This is a genomic window from Mumia sp. ZJ1417, assembly GCF_014127285.1.
Lineage (GTDB): Bacteria > Actinomycetota > Actinomycetes > Propionibacteriales > Nocardioidaceae > Mumia.
On the sequence record NZ_CP059901.1, the window covers coordinates 1 to 18,042 of the forward strand.

Genomic DNA, 18,042 nt, shown 5'->3' on the forward strand with positions numbered 1-18,042 from the left:
TCACTGGGATCACGGGGATCTCATCACGGGGAGCAGTAAGTCCACAGATTGTGGATAACGATGTGGACGTACCGCGCCCCCCAGGGAGCCGGAGATTGGGGCCAACATGAGTGATGACCAGCCGACGCCGCCCTCGGAGGTGATCGACAGCGCAACGCTCCACCGCCGTTGGAACGCGATCACCGAGATCCTCCCCGTCACCACACGGGCATGGGTGACGAGCTCTGTCCCGATCACGCTCCACGAGAACACCCTCCTCGTCGGGGTCCCCAACGACTTCACGCGGACCCAGATGGAGGTACGCCTGAGGCCGCAGCTCGAGCAGGCACTGTCGGACTCCTTCGGGCGGCCGATCCGGATCGCGGTCACGGTCGATCCCAACGTGCTCCCCGCCGCCACGGAGAAGGCCGACAACCTCGAAGAAATTGACTTGTCGACAAATCGAGATGGCGTTAACTCGACTCCTGACGGCGTGGGGGTACCTGCCGCCGACCCGGTGTCCGCTCCAGGGCACACCGCCGACGTCCGCGCCCCCGCGTCGTCCGCGGCGCACGACGACGGCGCGCCGGTGAACTTCGACGCTTCACCGGCCTTCGTCCCCACGACGAGCCAGGCACGCCCTCCGCACCACGTCCGGGCAGCCGAGACGCGACTCAACCCGCGCTACCACTTCGAGAACTTCGTCATCGGCTCGTCCAACCGCTTCGCGCACGCGGCCGCCGTCGCTGTCGCCGAGGCGCCGGGGCGCGCCTACAACCCGCTGATGATCTACGGCGAGTCCGGGCTCGGCAAGACGCACCTCCTGCACGCGATCGGACACTACGTCCGCAGCCTGTACGCGAACGCGCGTGTGCGCTACGTGAGCACCGAAGAGTTCACGAACGACTTCATCAACGCCATCCGTGACGACCGGATGCCCGCGCTGCAGCGGCGCTACCGCGACACGGACGTCCTCCTCATCGACGACATCCAGTTCCTCGAGGGCAAGATCCAGACCCAAGAGGAGTTCTTCCACACGTTCAACACCCTTCACGGCTCCAACAAGCAGATCGTGATCACCTCGGACCGGCCGCCCCGTGGGCTCGAGTCGCTCGAGGACAGGCTCCGCAGCCGGTTCGAGTGGGGCCTCACGACGGACGTCCAGCCGCCCGACCTCGAGACCCGCATCGCGATCCTCAGCAAGAAGGCCGAGATCGAGAAGCTCACAGTCCCGCCTGAGGTGCTCGAGTTCATCGCCAGTCGGATCCAGACCAACATCCGCGAGCTCGAGGGCGCCCTGATCCGGGCGACGGCCTTCGCGAGCCTGAACCACCAGGCAGTCGATCTGCCGTTGGCCGAGATCGTCCTGAAGGACCTCATCCCCGAGGGTGGAGAGCCTGAGATCACCGCCGGCCTGATCATCGCCCAGACGGCCTCCTACCTCGAGTACTCGATCGAGGAGATCTGCGGAGCGAGCCGCTCCCGGGGACTCGTCCAGGCGCGCCAGATCGCGATGTACCTCTGCCGCGAGCTCACCGAGCTCTCGCTGCCCAAGATCGGGCAGCACTTCGGTGGCCGAGACCACACGACCGTCATGCACGCCGATCGCAAGATCCGCACCCTGATGGCCGAACGCCGACAGGTCTTCAACCACGTCACCGAGCTCACGAACCGCATCAAGCAGCAGGCTCGCCAGGTGGGCTGAGCGGGACCTTCAGCGGCCCCGCACGCGCTCCTCAGACCCCCAAAAGGGGCGGTACGACACCCGTCGTACCGCCCCTTTTGTTGTGATTCACGACTACCCACATCTGGGGATACACCTGGGGAAAACACCCCAACTTCATCCACAAGCCCCCGCTGTCCCGTGCACGACCTGGGGAGCGCGAGTCCGTCCTCCACCGCGTCGCACAGCGAACGGGTCGGTTGTCCACATCACGTGAACATTGCCATTCAGTTGCTGACCTGCACTGACTCGAGTTGTCCACTCCGTCAACAGCCCCTACTACTGAGATGAGAACTACAAGATCTCCTCATTCGTTCGAAGTCATCCACAGGCCAAACCTGGGGATGACGAATGACAACCTCCCTGACTGGTCGCCCGAGCCAGAGCCGTGGCAGGATTCCAGGAAACATGTCATTCCCCGGCCGCTCCCACGGCCGGCCACACCCGTCCGGAGGCACATCGCTGTGAAGTTCCGCATCGACCGCGACGCCTTGGCCGACGCAGTCGCCTGGACGGCCCGGAGCCTGCCGACTCGGCCGACCGTTCCCGTGCTCGCCGGCCTCATGGTCGAGAGCACCGACGGCGGCATCGCGCTGTCGAGCTTCGACTACGAGACCTCCGCCCGCTCCACCGTCGACGCCGACGTCGCCGACGATGGCCGGGCCCTCGTGTCCGGTCGGCTTCTCGCCGACATCTGCAAGTCGCTCCCCTCGCGTCCGGTCGACGTCTCGGTCGACGGCACCAAGGTCTCGCTGGTGTGCGGCAGCAGCCGGTTCAGCCTCCAGACGATGCCCGTCGAGGACTACCCCCAGCTGCCGGCGATGCCGACGGCGTCAGGCACGGTGAGCTCGGACGACTTCGCAACCGCCGTCGCGCAGGCCGTGGCCGCCGCTGGGCGCGACGACGTCCTCCAGCTCCTCACCGGGGTCCGCATCGAGCTTGCCGGGTCGACGATCTCGCTGCTGGCCACCGACCGGTTCCGGGCGAGCCTCCGCGAGCTCTCGTGGTTCCCCGAGAACCCGGACACCTCCGCGACAGCCGTCGTCCCGGCGCGCTCGCTCTCCGAGATCGCGAAGTCCTTCACGTCCGGCGGCGAGCTGACGATGGCCGTCGCCACGGGTGAGCAGGGCCCCGGCCTCATCGGCTTCGAGGGCTCCACGGCCAGCGGCACCCGCCGCACGACCACCCGGATGCTCGAAGGTGAGTTCCCCAAGGTGCGTCAGCTGTTCGCCGCCAACGCCCAGACCATCGCGTTCGTGGGCCGCCAGGACCTCATCGACGCCGTCCGCCGAGTCTCGCTCGTCGCCGAGCGCAACACTCCGGTGCGCCTGACGTTCTCCGACGGGCAGGTCCTCCTCGAGTCCGGCAGCGGGGACGACGCCCAGGCGCAGGAGACGCTGCAGGCGCAGGTCGACGGCGACGACATTGTGGTCGGCTTCAACCCGACGTTCCTCCTCGAGGGCCTGCAGGTCATGACCGACCCCGCCGTCCACCTCGCCTTCACCCAGGCGAGCCGCCCCGCGACGCTCGCGGGCGTGCAGGAGCTGGGCGGGGAGCCCGACATGTCCTTCCGGTACCTCATCATGCCGATGCGCCTGCCGGGCTGACGTCCGCTCGTCACCCCTGTCGCCACCATCTCGCCCGGACACGACTCCAAGGAGTGCCATGGACATCGGACTGATCGGCCTCGGCAAGATGGGCGGCAACATGCGCGAGCGCATGCGACGAGGGGGCATCAACGTCGTCGGGTACGACCGCAACCCCGACCTTGCCGACGTCTCCTCGCTTGGTGCACTTGTCGAAGCCCTTCCCGCTCCGCGGGTCGTGTGGGTCATGGTCCCGGCCGGCGCCGCCACGCACGAGACGGTCGCCCAGCTACGTGACCTGCTCTCAGCGGGCGACGTCGTGGTCGACGGCGGCAACTCGCGCTGGACCGACGACCTCCGCCATGCCGCTGAGCTGGCCGAAAAGGGCATCGGGTTCGTCGACTGCGGAGTCAGCGGCGGCGTCTGGGGTCTGGAGGAGGGCTACGCCCTGATGGTCGGCGGTGCGCCCGACGACATCGCCAAGGTCACCCCGGCGTTCGACGCCCTGCGACCCAGCCCGACCAGCGGCTACGTGCGCGCAGGTGGGGTGGGCGCCGGTCACTTCTCCAAGATGGTTCACAACGGCATCGAGTACGCGATGATGCAGGCGTACGCGGAGGGTTACGAGCTGCTCGAGAAGGTCGACCTCGTCGACGACGTCACCGAGGTGTTCGCCTCGTGGCGCGAGGGCACGGTCGTCCGCTCCTGGCTCCTCGACCTGATGGTCAAGGCGCTCCAGGAGGACCCGGGCCTCGCGCATATCCGCGGCTACGCGGAAGACTCGGGTGAGGGACGCTGGACCGTCGAGGCCGCGATCGACAACGCGGTGCCGGTGCCGGCGATCACCGCAGCGTTGTTCGCCCGGTTCGTGTCGCGCCAGGACGACTCGCCCGCCATGAAGGCGATCGCCGCGATGCGCAACCAGTTCGGCGGCCACGCGGTGAAGTCGGAGTAGCCACCGCACCGTGCACGTCACCCACCTCTCCCTGCACGACTTCCGCTCCTATGTCGAGCTCGAGCTCACGCTCGAACCCGGCGCCTCCGCCTTCATCGGTGCGAACGGTCAGGGCAAGACCAACCTCGTCGAGGCGATCGACTACCTCGCGACGCTGGGCTCGCACCGGGTCGCGAGCGATGCGCCACTCGTCCGGATCGGCGCCGACCGCGCGGTCGTCCGCGCGAGCGTCGTGCGCGATGACCGGTCTGCGCTGCTGGAGATCGAGATCACGCCCGGGCGCTCGAACCGCGCACGCGTGAACCGAGGTCCGCTCCCCCGCCCGCGTGACCTCCTCGGATGGCTCCGCTCGGTCGTGTTCTCACCCGAAGACCTCACGTTGGTCAAGGGCGACCCGAGCGACCGCCGCCATTTCCTCGACGCGCTCCTGGTTCTGCGTTCACCGCGGTTCGCCGGGGTTCGGGCGGACTACGACCGGGCACTGCGCCAGCGCAACTCGCTGCTCAAGTCCGCACGGCACGCCGGCCGCGGTGCGAACCTCGACACGCTCGACATCTGGGACGGTCAGCTCGCCACGTACGGGGGTGAGCTGCTGGCCGCACGGCTCGCGCTGCTCGACGCCCTCGGTCCGTACCTCGCCGACGCCTACCGCGCGGTCGCGGCGTCTGCGGCGGCTGAGCGTACGGAGGCCACGACCGCGTACAAGCCCTCCTTCGAGCTCCCCGAGACCCTGGACCGCGACGTCCTCCGTGAGGCGATGGCCGAGGAGATGGTGCGGCGCCGACGCGACGAGCTCGACCGCGGGGTCAGCCTCGTCGGCCCGCACCGCGACGACGTCGTCCTGTCTCTCGGGAGCATGCCCGCCAAGGGGTACGCGAGCCACGGTGAGTCGTGGTCATACGCACTGGCGCTGCGACTGGCTTCGTACGACCTCTTGCGCGCAGACGGCGACGACCCGATCCTGATCCTCGACGACGTGTTCGCCGAGCTCGACCGGGACCGGCGCGCTCACCTTGCCGACAGGGTCGCCGGCGCCGAGCAGGTGCTGGTGACCGCGGCTGTCGCAGAGGACGTGCCCGCGGGCCTGCGAGGGCGTCGGTACGACGTGGCGGCAGGCGAGGTCAGGATGGACGAGGAGGTGGCTGATGAGTAAGGAACCCGTCGACCCCGGTGAGCGCACACCCGTCGAGCCTGTCGAGCCTGCGGCAGACCATCAGACCGACGGCATCGAGCTGGCTCGCAGCATCGCACGTGCGTACCGTTCGGTCGGTCCCGCCGCCTCGCGCTCATCGACGCCACGCCGACGCCGACGCCGACGCACCATCCCGAGCGTGAGCGGCGCTCACCCCGACGACCGCGACCCCCAGACCCTGGAGTCGACGCTCGACCGGCTCGTGACCGAGCACGGCTGGGACACCGAGGTTGCGGTCCACGGCTTGTTCGGGCGGTGGAGCGAGATCGTGGGCGCGGAAGTCGCCGAGCACTGCCGGCCCGACCGTTATGCCGACGGGCAGCTCTGGGTGAATGCGGACTCGACGGCGTGGGCGACACAGTTGCGGATGCTCGCTCCCAACGTGGTCGGCAAGCTCAACGAGCGGCTCGGCGACGGCACCGTCACGCGGATCAACGTCCGCGGACCCCAAGGCCCGAGCTGGGCGAAGGGTTCACTGAGGGTGAAGGGCCGCGGGCCGCGCGACACCTACGGGTGAGTGGCGCGCCTCAGCGCGCGAAGACCGACGAGATCCGGTCGAAGACCGCCACGACCAGGGCGACCGCGATGCCGATGATCACCATCACGCCTGCGGCTGGCCCGACGCCGTCCCAGCCCCCGTATGGGCGCACGCCGATGAACAGCAGGACAGCGCCGGCAGCGACGGCTCCGATCAGCCCCCACCCCAGCGAGGCGAAGAACCCGCCGGTCGGCGGGCCGCTGCGGCGCAGTGCGAGCACGAAGACGGCGCCCGCGCCCCAGAGAAGTCCGACGGCGAGTGCCGCGACGACATCGGACGGGCGGTGCCACCCGGCGACGACGGTCGAGACGCCGGTGAGGACGACGGCGGCCGAGCCGAGCATCGTGACTAGGCCGCGGAGGGCCGCCGGCGCGACCAGCAGCGCTGCGATGACGAGCGAGATCGCGGCGGTGGTGTGACCGCTGGGAAGGCTGTTGACGTGCCAGCCGTACCCGTGGTCGGGCCGGTCGAGGACAGCGTGCTTGAGCACCTGGGTCGTGATGTTGGCGCCTGCGACGACGATCACCGCGGCGAATGCTGCGGCGAACCGCTGCCGCAGCACCGCCATCGTCATCAGGACGACCATGGCGATCGCCATCGTGCCGATGGAGAGGTAGCCGAGGACGGACAGGAGCTGGTCGAGGGCGTCGCGGCGCGCATACACGGCCTCCATCGCCCGCTGGTCGAGACGCTGCCCGCGGGGGTTCTCGATGAGATAGGACACCATCAGCACGAGTGCGGCGAACGACACCACGAGGAGTCCGAACGCCGACGCCAGCGTCCGTCCGCGATAAAGCCTCTGCCCCGCGGACGGCGCACGAGCAACCGTCGAAGATGCCATGTCCCCCACCTTGCCTCATCGCGCAACAGCGATCGACACCGTCTCGACCGTCCGCGACACAGAAGCCCCGTACAGGCGTTCGAGTGGGGACGGGGCGCATACGGGGCATCGTCGGCGGGGTCCCGATCCGTCACAGAGGGCACCTGAGCCCTCTCAGAGGCTTCCGGGCTTCGTCGCGCCCTCACGGGAGGACGCTGTCGGCTCGTGTGGCGCGCTCTACCGGCTACACTGGACCAGTTGTGTCCCGGCTGTTCTCGCCGCCCCGGCGACCATGCAGGTCGGGACGCCTGCGAGTTCGCGACCTGAGTTCTCGAGACGATGGAGGCCATCCACCTGTGAGCGAGTCGATCCCCACCCCCGAGACCCGCCCGACAGACTCGGGGTCCTCGTACGACGCCGGAGACATCCAGGTTCTCGAAGGCCTCGATGCCGTCCGCAAGCGGCCCGGCATGTACATCGGGTCCACCGGTGAGCGCGGTCTGCACCACCTGGTCTACGAGGTCGTCGACAACTCGGTCGACGAGGCCCTCGCCGGCCAATGCGACACCATCGAGATCACCCTCCTGTCCGACGGCGGTATCAAGGTCGTCGACAACGGTCGAGGCATCCCGGTGAAGGACCACCCCATCGAGAAGATCCCGACGCTGACGCTGGTCCTGACCTCGCTGCACGCCGGCGGCAAGTTCGGTGGGAGCGGCTACAAGGTGTCCGGTGGCCTGCACGGCGTCGGTGTCTCGGTGGTCAACGCGCTCTCGACCAAGCTGTACGCGGAGGTTCGTCGCGAGGGTCACGTCTGGCGTCAGTCCTTCACGTACGGCGTGCCTGACGGCCCGCTCGAGCGCGGCGAGGCCACGGAGGAGACCGGCACGACGATCACCTTCTACGCCAGCGACGAGATCTTCGAGACCACGACGTACTCGTTCGAGACGCTCACGACCCGCTTCCGTGAGATGGCCTTCCTCAACAAGAGCCTCGAGATCGTGGTCCGCGACGAGCGCCCTGCGGCCGGCGAGGTCGCCGAGGCCCTCCAGAGCGCAGAGGCGGCGCACGACATCACCCCCGCCGACAGCGCGACCGGCGGCACGGACGAAGGCGCGATGGAGCGTCGCTTCAAGTACGAAGACGGCCTGATCGACTACATCCACCACATCAACACGGGCAACCGCAGCCCGCTCAACCGCGAGGTCATCGCGTTCGAGTCCGAGAACCCGGACGCCGGGCTGAGCCTCGAGCTCGCGATGCAGTGGAACGTCTCGTTCTCGGAGTCGGTCCACACCTTCGCCAACACGATCAACACCCACGAGGGCGGCACCCACGAGGAGGGCTTCCGTGCGGCGCTGACCTACACGGTCAACAAGTTCGCCGAGGACCAGGGCCTGATCAAGAAGAAGGAGGACCGCCTCTCGGGTGACGACATCCGCGAGGGGCTGGCCGCCATCATCTCGATCAAGCTCTCTGAGCCGCAGTTCGAGGGTCAGACCAAGACCAAGCTCGGCAACACTGAGGCCCGGTCGTACGTCCAGACGGTCACCAACGATCACCTCGGTGCATGGTTCGAGCAGAACCCGGCCGAGGGCAAGATCATCGTGCGCAAGAGCATCGACGCGGCGACCGCGCGGATGGCGGCCCGCAAGGCGCGCGATCTCGCCCGCAACCGCAAGAGCCTGCTGGGCGGCGCGGGCCTGCCGGGCAAGCTCGCCGACTGCTCCTCGCGCAACCCGGAGGAGTGCGAGCTGTTCGTGGTGGAGGGCAACTCCGCCGGCGGCTCGGCCAAGGGCGGGCGCGACCCGCGGATCCAGGCGATCCTCCCGCTGCGCGGCAAGATCCTCAACGTCGAGAAGGCGAGGATCGACAAGATCCTCCAGAACGCCGAGGTCCAGGCCATCATCTCCGCGCTCGGCACGGGCGTCACCGACGACTTCGACATCGACAAGCTGCGCTATCACAAGATCGTGCTGATGGCCGACGCCGACGTGGACGGCCAGCACATCTCGACACTGCTGCTCACGCTGCTGTTCCGCTTCATGAAGCCTCTGATCGACGGCGGGTACGTCTACCTGGCGCAGCCGCCGCTGTTCAAGATCAAGTGGTCCAACACTGCCCCCGAGCTGGCCTACTCCGACCGGGAGCGCGACGCGCTGCTCGCCGCCGGCAAGGAGGCGGGCAAACGCCTGCCCAAGGAAGCCCCGGTCCAGCGCTACAAGGGTCTGGGTGAGATGAACGACCACGAGCTCTGGGAGACCACGATGGATCCGGAGCAGCGGATCCTGCGCCAGGTCACGCTCGACGACGCCGCCAACGCCGACGAGGTCTTCACCGTGCTGATGGGTGAGGACGTCGAGCAGCGTCGCGCGTTCATCCAGCGCAACGCCAAGGACGTCCGGTTCCTTGATATCTGACGTGGCCTCGACATCTGACACGTGGCGCCACGCATCGTTTCACGTGAATCCACAGACTGACCCGTACGACGAAGGAAACCTTTCGTGACCGAGACACCCACGCCACCGGAGCGGATCGAGCGCGTCGAGCTGCAGACCGAGATGCAGCGGTCCTACATCGACTACGCGATGAGCGTCATCGTCGCGCGCGCCCTCCCGGACGTCCGGGACGGGCTCAAGCCGGTGCACCGCCGCGTGCTGTACGCGATGTACGACGGTGGCTACCGCCCCGACCGTGGCTTCAGCAAGTGCTCACGCATCGTCGGTGACGTCATGGGTCAGTACCACCCGCACGGCGACACCGCGATCTATGACACCCTCGTCCGCCTTGCCCAGCCGTGGGTGCTTCGCTACCCGATGGTCGCGGGCCAGGGCAACTTCGGTTCGCCGGGCAACGACGACGCAGCAGCGATGCGGTACACCGAGTGCCGGCTGGCGCCGATCGCGATGGAGATGGTGCGCGACATCGAAGAGGAGACCGTCGACTTCACGCCCAACTACGACGGTCGCTCGCTCGAGCCGACGGTCCTGCCCGCGCGGATCCCCAACCTGCTGGTCAACGGCTCGGCCGGCATCGCGGTCGGCATGGCGACGAACATCCCCCCGCACAACCTCCGTGAGGTCGCCGACGGGGCCATCTGGGCTCTCGAGCACCCCGACGCCTCGCGTGAGGAGCTCCTGGACGCGCTGATGGAGCGCATCAAGGGCCCTGACTTCCCCAGCAAGGCCCTCATCGTCGGAACCAAGGGCATCGAGGACGTCTATCGGACCGGCCGCGGGTCGGTCCCGATGCGCGCGGTCGTCGACATCGAGGAGGACGCCAAGGGCAAGATCTCCCTCGTCGTCAAGGAGCTCCCCTACCAGGTCAACCCCGACAACCTGCTCCAGAAGATCGCCGACCTGGTCAACACGGGTCGTGTCCAGGGCATCTCGGACGTTCGTGACGAGTCGAGCTCCCGCGTCGGTCGGCGCCTGGTGGTCGAGCTCAAGCGCGATGCGATCGCGCGGGTCGTCCTCAACAACCTCTACAAGCACACCGAGCTGCAGACCAACTTCTCGGCGAACATGCTCGCGCTCGTCGACTCGGTGCCGCGCACGCTCACGCTCGACCAGTTCATCTCGAACTGGGTCGAGCACCAGGTCGAGGTCCTCAGGCGCCGCACCGAGTACCGCCTCCGCAAGGCCGAAGAGCGGGCCCACATCTTGCGCGGCCTGGTCAAGGCGCTCGACATGCTCGACGAGGTCATCGCCCTCATCCGCCGTAGCCAGACGGTCGAGGACGCCCGCGACGGCCTGACCGGTCTGCTCGAGATCGACGAGATCCAGGCACGGGCGATCCTCGAAATGCAGCTGCGGCGCCTGGCAGCCCTCGAGCGCCAGAAGATCATCGACGAGCTCGCCGAGATCGAGGCCGAGATCGCCGACTACAAGGACATCCTCGCCAACATCACGCGCCAACGCTCCATCGTGGCCGAGGAGCTCACCGCGATCGTCGAGAAGTACGGCGACGACCGTCGTACGCGCATCATCCCCGCCGACGGCGACCTGTCGATGGAGGACCTGATTCCCGACGAGGACGTGGTCGTCACGATCACCCGCGGTGGGTACGTCAAGCGCACCAAGACCGACCTCTACCGAGTCCAGCGCCGTGGCGGCAAGGGCGTACGAGGGGCGACGCTGCGCGGCGACGACGTGGTCGACCACCTGTTCTCCACGACGACGCACCAGTGGATCCTCTTCTTCACGACCGCGGGCAGGGTCTACCGCGAGAAGGCGTACAACCTTCCCGAGGCGGGGCGTGATGCCAAGGGCGGTCACGTCGCGGGTCTGCTGCAGTTCCAGCCCGACGAGCAGATCGCGCAGGTGCTGGCGATCCGCGACTACGAGCAGTCGCCCTACCTCGTGCTGGCCACCAAGAACGGCCTGGTCAAGAAGACGCGCCTCGCGGACTACAACAGCCCGCGTCAGGCCGGCGTCATCGCGATCAACTTCCGTGACCCCGACGACGAGCTGGTCGGAGCGGAGCTCGTCGGCCCCGACGACGACTTGGTGCTGTTCTCACGCCGTGCGCAGTCGATCCGGTTCACCGCCGACGACGAGACCCTTCGGCCGATGGGCCGCGCCACCTCAGGTGTCACCGGCATGAAGTTCCGTGACTCTGACGAGCTCCTCTCGATGGCGGTGATCCGCAGCGATGCCGACGAGGACGACCAGTACGTCTTCACTGCCACCAACGGCGGCTATGCCAAGAAGACCGCGGTCGCGCAGTACCGCGTCCAGGGTCGCGGGGGTCTCGGCATCAAGGCGATGAAGCTTCAGGACGAGCGCGGGGCGCTGGTCGGTGCCCTCGTCGTGGACGATGATGACGAGATCATCGCGATCAAGGCCAGTGGTCAGGTCACCCGGTCGCGTGTGGCTGACGTCACTCAGACCGGACGTGACACCATGGGCGTGAAGTTCGTCGGTGTGAAGGGGGACGACGAAGTGGTTGCCCTTGCGCGGAATGAGGAGAACTCTTCACTGTTGGATACAGTCGACGAGTCCGACGCCGAGGAGATGGTTGAGGCAATGGAGCCAGAGACCACGACCCCCGACGCCCAGGAGGAAGAATGACGGACCGCAAGCCGAACCCCGCGGCTCCGCAGCGGCCGAGGCAGAGTGAGCCCGACACGAGCGCCGTCAACGGCGGCCCGCGGCGACCTGCCCAGCCGACTCCGGGGAGCCTGAACGGGGGGCAGTCGAGCGCGAAGCCGTCCGAGGCCACCCCGCCCGCGTCGCCTGGCGCCCAGCCGAGGCCGAACGGGCAGAAGCCGTCGCAGCCGCCGCAGCAACCGCAGCAACCACAGGGCGCCTCGCAGCGTCCGGCACCCTCGCCCCCGGCGCGTCCGGGCACGCCGGTGACGCGTGACCGGCAGGCCTCCAACGGTCAGCCTGCTCAGCCGTCTCGACCGACGGCGCCCGCCGCGTCACCGACGCCGCCGTCTGCGCCGGCCGCAGGGGCTGCGCAGCAGCAGAAGCAGTCGGCGCCCGCCAAGGACGCCCCGGCAGTCAAGCCTGCGTCCCCGGCGTCCACCGCACCGGCCACGGCAAAGCCCGCCCAGGATGCGTCGGCAAAGCCTGTGTCGCCTGCTGCGAAGCCGGCGCCGGCATCGACCGGCTCGTCGACCGCCAAGCCCCCGGTGCCGACAGCCGGCTCGATCGCAGAGGCTGAGGCCCGCGCGACCGAGACCAAGCGCCAGCCGACGGTCTCCAAGCCGACGGTCGCTCCGGTCGACACGGAGGCGCGCCCCCGCAAGCGCCGTCCGAAGCCGTACGAGGACTCCCCCAAGGACGAGTCCAAGAATGCCTCGACTGCACCGTCGCGCAAGGCGCGCTTGCGCGTCTACCGGGTCGACCCGTGGTCGGTCATGAAGATGTCATTCGCACTCGCGATCGCCGTCGGCATCGTCACGGTCGTGGCAGTCGTCCTGGTGTGGGCAGTGCTCGGCGCCGCCGGTGTGTGGGACGCGATCAACCAGAGCGTCGCCACCGTCCTCAACGACAACGCCGACGCTTTCGACATCAGCGAGTACGTCGGGTTCGGACGGATCATCGGCCTCACCATCGTGATCGCCGCGATCGACGTCATCCTGATCACCGCACTCGCGACCGTTGGAGCGTTCCTCTACAACCTCGCCGCGCAGCTGCTCGGCGGGCTCGAGGTCACGCTGGCCGAGGACGACTGAGCCTGCACAGCCTGGCGGCCTACCCCGGTTTGGGTACGCCGCCAGGCACCAGGTAAAGTCTCCGTCGGCTCACCGGTTCGGTGAGAACGGGCCTATAGCTCAGCTTGGTTAGAGCGCTTCCCTGATAAGGAAGAGGTCACAGGTTCAAGTCCTGTTAGGCCCACGTACCCCACCCAGAGGAGAATCTGATGAAGAAGCTCGTGATCGCCGCCATCGCCGCAGCAGGTCTCTTCGCGGTGGCCAACAAGAAGAAGAAGGCCGGCCGCAACGGTCAGCAGCTCTGGGCCGAGTCGACCGACAAGGTCTGACCCACTGCCGGGCGCCCCGCGCCCGCAGTTTGCGGGGCTGTGGCGCAATTGGTAGCGCACCTGCTTTGCAAGCAGGGGGTTAGGGGTTCGAGTCCCCTCAGCTCCACCGCATAATCTCTCGTTGGATCGACGACAGGCCGGACCCTCCAGGGTCCGGCCTGCGTACTTTTGCCGACCGCCGAGTTGCCGGTCGTCACACCCCCGCTCATGCTGGAAGGCACCGACCGAGCTCGCTGGCCACGGTCAGCGGGTGCCAAGGACAGGGGCCATCGACGTGTGCACCGGCATCAGATTCAACGACGAGAGCGGCAACCTCTATCTCGCCCGGAACCTCGACTGGACGAGCGGCTACGGGGAGCGAGTGGTCGTGACACCCAAGGGGTACGACCTGAAGTCGCCGTTCGGGGCGGTGTCGAACATCCTGCATGCGACCATCGGGATGGGCATCGTCGAGGAGGGCACGCCGCTCTACTTCGACTGCGGCAACGATGCGGGCCTGGCCGTGGCGGGACTGAACTTCCCGGGATATGCGGCCTACGCACCGGAGCCTGTCGAGGGCGCGACCAACGTCGCTGCGTACGAGTTCCCGCTCTGGGTGGCCTCGCAGTTCGCGACCGTCGACGAGGCCGCCGCAGCGCTCGAGAATGTCGTCATCGTCGACAAGCCGATCAACGAGAAGTATCCGAGCTCGATGCTGCACTGGTTCATCGGCGACGCGGATCGCGCCATCGTGGTGGAGCACACGAGCGACGGCATGCACGTCTTCGATGACGACGTCGACGTCCTGACCAACCAGCCCGGGTTCGCCTGGCACCACGAGAACCTGCGCAACTACCTCAACGCTTCGCCCGAGTTCCCCAAGGAGCTCGTGCTCGGCAGAGCCCACCTCACCCCGTTCGGCTCGGGGTCGCACATGCGAGGGATCCCCGGCGACTACTACTCGCCCTCCAGGTTCGTGCGTGCGGCGTACGTCAACGAGCACTACCCGGACAAGGCGAGCGAGGAGGAGAACGTCAGCCGCGCGTTCCACACCCTGCAGCAGGTCGCGATGGTGGACGGCGGCGCCGTGATGGGCGGCTCGGGCGAGTTCGAGAAGACGATCTACACGGGGCTCTTCTCGTCGAGGACTGCGACCTACTACTGGAACACGTACGACGACCCGACGATCCGCAGCGTCAGGATGGCGGACCACTCACCTGACGGGACGGACCTCGCCCTCGTCTAGCGCGACGCGCGTCGTCTCAGGCGACGATCGGCAGGAGGTCCGGCCGCTTGGCGGCGCGGCCGTCCCCGGACGATCGGCCCGTGAGGCGACGCCCGAGCCACGGACCGAGGTGCGTGCCGTACCAGGCCGCCTCGATCTCGGCCCGCTCCCTCAGTCCACGTCGGAGCGGTGGGGGGAGCGGCGCCCGCCACGAGTTGTCGGTGTCCGGCAGCCCAGCTGTCGCGGCCATCGCGCGGGCGAGGAGCGCATGGCCGTCGGGGTTGAGGTGGAGGCGGTCGTCGGCCCAGACACGGGGGTCGCCGGCGGAGGGGACGGTCGCGATGTCGAGCACGTGCGCGCCGTGGCGCGCGGCGACCGTACGAAACCCCCTGTTGAGGTCCGTGATCCGCCCGCGGACGAGACGGCCGACGGGCGAGACCGCGGCCAGGTCCGGAAAGGTCATCAGGAGGACATCCGCTCCCTGCCGTCGCAGCGCACCGACCATCGCCTCGATGTGGCCGATGATCGCGTCGGCGCTGAACCGCGGGCGGATGAGGTCATTCATGGCGACCACGAGACTCACGAGATCCGGGTCGAGCGCAAGGGCGGGCGCGAGCTGCTCGGCATGAACCTCGTGCGTGACCTTGCCCCGTACAGCGAGGTTGGCGTAGGACGCTCCCGGGACCGCCTGCGCGAGGAGCGTGGCGAAGCGGTCCGCCCAGCCCTGCGGACTGCCGTCGGCGTACGGGGTGTCGCCGATCCCCTCTGTCGTGCTGTCACCGAGGGCCACGAAGCGCTGGTAGGTCACCATCGCCCCAGGATACCGCGGGACCTAGTCAACAAAGTGAGTACGCGCGCCGGCCCGGTGGTGCACCGGGCCGGCGCGTCCGTCACTCGACGTCGCTGAGCAGACCTCCGCGCGCTTCGCGACGGCGCCGCTGCTCTGCGGGGTCCGGCACCGGGACGGCAGCGATCAGCTGGCGCGTGTACTCCTCGCGCGGCGAGTGGAGCACGTCCTGCCTCGTCCCCTCCTCGACGATCCGCCCGTTCCGCATGACCGCGACCCGGTTCGCCAGTGCATCGACGACAGCCAGATCGTGGCTGATGAACAGGCACGCGAACTGGAGCTCGCGCTGCAGCTCGGAGAACAGCTCCAGCACCTTCGCCTGGACGGAGACGTCGAGCGCCGACGTCGGCTCGTCCGCGATCAGCAGGTCGGGATCGAGCGCGAGCGCCCGAGCGAGGCTGACGCGCTGACGCTGACCGCCCGACAGCTCGTGCGGGTAGCGAGCAGCGTACGACGCGGGGAGCTGCACGCGGTCGAGGAGCGTCTCGACCTTGGCCCGCTGGTCGGCCGCGGAGAGGTCGCTCTGCACCTTCAGCGGCTCGGCCACGCACTCGCTGATCGTCAGGTGCGGGTTCAGCGAGGCGGCCGGGTCCTGGAACACGAAGCCGAAGCGGCCCCGGTGCGGGCGCAGGCGGCGGTCGGACAGCGTCGTGATGTTCTCGTCGCCGATGAGCACGGAGCCGGCGGTCACCTTCTGGAGGCCGACAGCGACCCGCCCGAGGGTGGACTTGCCGCTCCCCGACTCGCCGACCAGGCCGAGGACCTCGCCGCGTCGCACGGACAGATTCACGTCGTCGACCGCGCGGAACGACGGCTGGCCGAGGCGTCCGGCGAACTCGACGGTCACGTCCTGCAGCGTCAGCACCGCCGGGGCCGACTCGGGAACGGGCGGTGCACCCGCGCCCTGGCCGAGGTGCGGGACGGCTTCGAGCAGCCTGCGCGTGTACGGGTGGCGCGGTGCGCTGAACAGCCGGTCGACCGGAGCCTGCTCGACGATCTCGCCGCGATACATCACGACCGCACGGTCGGCGACGTCGGCGACCACACCCATGTTGTGGGTGATGAGCACGATCGCGGTGCCGAGACGGTCACGCAGGTCGAGCAGCAGCTCGATGATGGACGCCTGCACGGTGACGTCGAGCGCCGTGGTCGGCTCGTCGGCGATGATGACCTCCGGCTCGAGGGCGATCGCCATCGCGATCATCACCCGCTGCTTCTGTCCGCCGGACAGCTGGTGAGGGTAGTAGTCCACGCGACGCTCGGGGTCGGGGAGCCCCACCAGGGTGAGCAGCTCGACCGCCCGTGCCCGCGCCTCCTTCTTGGACACGTCGCGGTGCGTGCGGATCATCTCCACGATCTGCCAGCCGACCGTGTAGACCGGGTCCAGCGCCGTACCCGGCTCCTGGAAGATCATCGAGAGCTGGTCGCCACGGACGGCGCGGAGCTTGCGCTCGGACATCCCGATCAGCTCGCGGGAGTCGCTTGCGCCGGTCCGCAGGAGCGCCGATCCCGACACGTCCGCCGTGGCCGGGAGCAGGCCCATGACGGCACGCGACGTCACCGACTTGCCGGAGCCGGACTCGCCGACGACCGCGACCACCTCTCCAGGACCGATGTCGAAGCTGACGCCCTTCACCGCGTGCACGGGTGCGGCCCCGGTGCGGAACGAGACCGCGAGATCGGTGAGGCTGAGCGTCGCGACGCGGCGTACGTCCTCGTCCACCGCGGCCGCCTCTTCGGCAACCTCCTCGTCGAGGCCGGCCTGGGCGACGGCCTCGGCGTACTCGGCGCTGATCTCCGCCTCGTCGGAGGTCGTGGTGTCGCCCCCGCGCGCCTTGAGGAGCGGGTTGAGCACGTCGTTGAGGCTCTCGCCGACCAGCGTCACGCCCATCACCATGAGGACGATCGCCATGCCGGGGAAGACCCCCGTCCACCAGATGCCGTTGGTGGCGTCCGACATCGCCTTGTTGAGGTCGTAGCCCCACTCGGCGGCAGACGACGGCTCGATGCCGAAGCCGAGGAAGCCCAGGGCCGCCAGGGTCAGGATCGCCTCGGAGGCGTTGAGCGTCGCGATGACCGGGACCGACTGGCGGACGTTGGCGAGGATGTGGCGGAAGAGGATGCGGGGGGTGCGGGTGCCCACGACCCGCGCCGCGTCGACGTACGGCTCCACCTTCACCGCGAGCGTGGCGTTGCGGACCACGCGGAAGTACTGCGGGATGAAGACGACGGTGAGCGCGATCGCCGCGGCGAGGACGCCTCCCACCACCCCGGAGGAACCGCCGCCGACCACGATCGCGACCACGATCGCCAGCAGCAGCGACGGGAACGCGTACAGCGCGTCCATCACGAGGACGAGCGCGCGGTCGAGCGGACCCGAGAGGAAGCCGGAGAGCAGGCCGAGCGGCACACCGATGACCAGCGAGAACGTCACCGCGAGCACGATCACCGCGACCGCGGTGCGCGCCCCGTAGATCACCCGGGACAGGACGTCCTGGCCGCCAACGGTGGTGCCCCACCAGTGCTCGGCGGACGGAGCTTGCTGGGTGCCGAACGGGACACCGTCGACGCGGGTCTCGTTGAACCCGTACGGGGCCAGCCACGGCGCGAAGGCGGCGAGGATCAGGAAGACCGTGACAAGGATCAGACCGGCGATGAGCATGCCGCGCTGGAGGCCACGGGTGGACTTGAGCAGAGAGAACATCG

Annotated in this window: 13 protein-coding genes and 2 tRNA genes; 12 read left to right on the plus strand and 3 right to left on the minus strand. The window is 68.5% G+C overall.

The genetic code is table 11. The annotated features are described in order from the left end of the window. Positions 1–106: 106 nt before the first annotated feature. The 5 genes from dnaA to H4N58_RS00025 all read left to right on the plus strand — a co-directional run bounded on the left by dnaA (position 107) and on the right by H4N58_RS00025 (position 5,952). The gene (gene dnaA / locus H4N58_RS00005; protein ID WP_167249614.1) at positions 107–1,684 is read left to right on the plus strand and encodes a chromosomal replication initiator protein DnaA; all 1,578 of its coding nucleotides are present in this window, start codon (positions 107–109) and stop codon (positions 1,682–1,684) included. 482 nt (positions 1,685–2,166) lie between these two features. After that, complete coding sequence (gene dnaN / locus H4N58_RS00010; RefSeq protein ID WP_167000738.1) at positions 2,167–3,309, plus strand: DNA polymerase III subunit beta; 1,143 nt, start codon at positions 2,167–2,169, stop codon at positions 3,307–3,309. A 16-nt stretch (positions 3,310–3,325) separates the two neighbouring features. Continuing rightward, positions 3,326–4,243 carry a phosphogluconate dehydrogenase (NAD(+)-dependent, decarboxylating) gene (gene gnd / locus H4N58_RS00015; RefSeq protein ID WP_347877918.1) on the plus strand — a complete coding sequence of 306 codons (918 nt, stop codon included), beginning with the start codon at positions 3,326–3,328 and terminating at the stop codon, positions 4,241–4,243. 10 nt (positions 4,244–4,253) lie between these two features. Then, positions 4,254–5,396 (plus strand): DNA replication/repair protein RecF, encoded by a 1,143-nt coding sequence (recF, locus tag H4N58_RS00020; RefSeq protein ID WP_167000742.1) that lies wholly within the window; start codon positions 4,254–4,256, stop codon positions 5,394–5,396. Continuing rightward, positions 5,389–5,952, plus strand: coding sequence for a DUF721 domain-containing protein (locus tag H4N58_RS00025; protein ID WP_167000744.1), 564 nt, complete (start codon positions 5,389–5,391; stop codon positions 5,950–5,952). The genes recF and H4N58_RS00025 overlap by 8 nt, the downstream gene beginning before the upstream one ends. Positions 5,953–5,962: 10 nt before the next feature. Here H4N58_RS00025 and H4N58_RS00030 read toward each other — a convergent pair whose 3' ends face one another. Beyond that, positions 5,963–6,814, minus strand: a complete 852-nt coding sequence (locus H4N58_RS00030; RefSeq protein WP_167000746.1) for a phosphatase PAP2 family protein — start codon at positions 6,812–6,814, stop codon at positions 5,963–5,965. 335 nt (positions 6,815–7,149) lie between these two features. Between H4N58_RS00030 and gyrB the strand changes: the two genes are divergently transcribed. The 7 genes from gyrB (at position 7,150) to bsh (ending at position 14,510) form a co-directional block, all read left to right on the plus strand. Then, entirely contained in the window at positions 7,150–9,213 is a 2,064-nt protein-coding gene (gene gyrB, locus H4N58_RS00035; protein WP_279587718.1) for a DNA topoisomerase (ATP-hydrolyzing) subunit B, read from the plus strand. Positions 9,214–9,354: 141 nt separating this feature from the next. Continuing rightward, positions 9,355–11,865, plus strand: a complete 2,511-nt coding sequence (gene gyrA, locus H4N58_RS00040; RefSeq protein ID WP_208322288.1) for a DNA gyrase subunit A — start codon at positions 9,355–9,357, stop codon at positions 11,863–11,865. After that, positions 11,862–12,977 carry a DUF3566 domain-containing protein gene (locus H4N58_RS20785; RefSeq protein ID WP_167000750.1) on the plus strand — a complete coding sequence of 372 codons (1,116 nt, stop codon included), beginning with the start codon at positions 11,862–11,864 and terminating at the stop codon, positions 12,975–12,977. The genes gyrA and H4N58_RS20785 overlap by 4 nt, the downstream gene beginning before the upstream one ends. Before the next feature lie 88 nt (positions 12,978–13,065). Continuing rightward, positions 13,066–13,140: transfer RNA gene (locus tag H4N58_RS00050), tRNA-Ile, on the plus strand. A gap of 25 nt (positions 13,141–13,165) precedes the next feature. Then, positions 13,166–13,285, plus strand: coding sequence for a DLW-39 family protein (locus H4N58_RS20280; RefSeq protein WP_220471281.1), 120 nt, complete (start codon positions 13,166–13,168; stop codon positions 13,283–13,285). A gap of 33 nt (positions 13,286–13,318) precedes the next feature. Next, positions 13,319–13,391: transfer RNA gene (locus H4N58_RS00055), tRNA-Ala, on the plus strand. Positions 13,392–13,535: 144 nt separating this feature from the next. Continuing rightward, positions 13,536–14,510, plus strand: a complete 975-nt coding sequence (bsh, locus tag H4N58_RS00060) for a choloylglycine hydrolase (protein WP_208322211.1) — start codon at positions 13,536–13,538, stop codon at positions 14,508–14,510. Positions 14,511–14,526: 16 nt separating this feature from the next. On the opposite strand, the gene H4N58_RS00065 is transcribed toward bsh, so the two are convergent. Both H4N58_RS00065 and H4N58_RS20835 read right to left on the minus strand, forming a co-directional pair. After that, a complete protein-coding gene (locus H4N58_RS00065) occupies positions 14,527–15,300 on the minus strand; it encodes an SGNH/GDSL hydrolase family protein (RefSeq protein WP_167249612.1) in 774 nt (257 codons plus the stop codon). 79 nt (positions 15,301–15,379) lie between these two features. After that, positions 15,380–18,040, minus strand: coding sequence for a dipeptide ABC transporter ATP-binding protein (locus tag H4N58_RS20835; protein ID WP_243845049.1), 2,661 nt, complete (start codon positions 18,038–18,040; stop codon positions 15,380–15,382). Between the last annotated feature and the right edge of the window lie 2 nt (positions 18,041–18,042).